This window comes from Micromonospora sp. C31 (assembly GCF_018070575.1).
Taxonomy (GTDB): Bacteria; Actinomycetota; Actinomycetes; order Mycobacteriales; family Micromonosporaceae; genus Micromonospora.
Genome location: NZ_JAGPXN010000069.1, coordinates 1 through 912, shown reverse-complemented (window position 1 = coordinate 912; position 912 = coordinate 1). Strand labels below are relative to the sequence as shown.

The 912-nt window shown below is 67.7% G+C and carries 1 protein-coding gene; it reads left to right on the top strand.

What is annotated here, in order from left to right; genetic code table 11:
- Positions 1–78 precede the first annotated feature (78 nt).
- Positions 79–858, top strand: a complete 780-nt coding sequence (locus tag KBX06_RS27475) for a transposase family protein (protein ID WP_210839963.1) — start codon at positions 79–81, stop codon at positions 856–858.
- Positions 859–912: the final 54 nt, after the last annotated feature.

The window sequence follows — 912 nt, the reverse complement described above, 5'->3', positions numbered from 1 at the left end:
CTAAGGTGGGTAGGAGTCTAAGGGACGTCTCGTAACCCTGGCGTCTGTCTGTTGAGGATGGTCGGGCAGGATGCCGGGGTGCAGGTGATCACCGTTGCCCGATCTGAGTGGATCTTTCCGTTCACCGGGTTGCAGCCCGCCCAGTTCCGCAAGCTGGTCCGGCTGGTCGCCGAGCGTGGCGGTGACACGATCGCTGACGGCCGGCCGGGCCGGCAGTGGGCCCTCGACCTGCCGGATCGGGTGCTGTTGGTGGCCACCTACTGGCGCACGAACCTGACGATGCGGCAGATCGGCCCGCTGTTCGGGGTGTCGCACTCCGCGGCGCACCGGGTCATCGACACCCTCGCCCCGCTGCTGGCCCTCGCGCCGGTGCGTAAGCGGCCGGTCGAGCAAATCGCGATCGTCGACGGCACCCTGATTCCCACCCGCGATCACCGCCTGGCAGCCCGGAGCAAGAACTACCGGTACTCGACGAACCTGCAGGTCGCCATCGACGCCAGCACCCGGCTGGTCATCGCCGTCGGCGACCCGCAGCCGGGCAACCGCAACGACACGATCGTCTACCGCACCAGTGGCATCGAGGAGAAGCTGAACGGGCGGCCGGTGATGGCCGACGGCGGCTACCGCGGCAACCCCGAGGTGATCATGCCGTACCGCAAGCCCACCGACGGCACCGACCTGCCAGCCTGGAAGCAGGCCCTCAACGTCGAACACCGCACCGTCCGAGCAGGGGCCGAACACGCCCTGGCCAGGATGAAGTGCTTCAAGATCCTGCGTGACTACCGCCGCGCCGCCCACACATTGGCCGACGCCGCTTCCGGCATCGCCAACCTCCACAACATCATCCTCGCCGGCTGACGGTCAGTCCGGTGACAGGCAACGCCTCCACCGAGTTACGAGACGTCCCTTAGC